The following is a 344-nucleotide window of genomic DNA, read 5'->3' as shown; positions in this document are numbered from 1 at the left end:
ATTACCGTAACACCAGCTGAGACGGAAACAGTCGATTTCGCACTGGAACCAAACCCAGCTTCCCTGACAGGAAGCGTGACGGATGCGCAAACAGGTGCTCCGCTTCCAGGCGCTCTCGTCCAAGTGTTTATCGCCGGAACGAATGTGTCGGTGAAATCCACCTTAACAGACCCGAACGGTCTGTATGTCATCAATGGGCTGGCCGAAGGCGAATACCGTGTGGTCATGTCCACCGATAATTATGCCTCATCCATTTTCCGTATCGTATTGGGTCCGGGAGAAGAGCGTGTGCTGAATGCGGAGCTTTTAGCCAACCCAGCCACCATCCAAGGACAGGTGACAGA

At 53.5% G+C, this 344-nt stretch carries 1 protein-coding gene; it reads left to right on the top strand.

Annotated elements, in window-relative coordinates:
• Positions 1–75: 75 nt before the first annotated feature.
• Positions 76–344, top strand: a 269-nt coding sequence (locus AAHB12_RS32060; RefSeq protein ID WP_446715645.1) for a carboxypeptidase-like regulatory domain-containing protein, incomplete at its 3' end; no start/stop codon positions are given.

This window comes from Bacillus sp. OTU530 (assembly GCF_038440375.1).
This window is presented reverse-complemented; position numbering and strand designations above follow the sequence as displayed.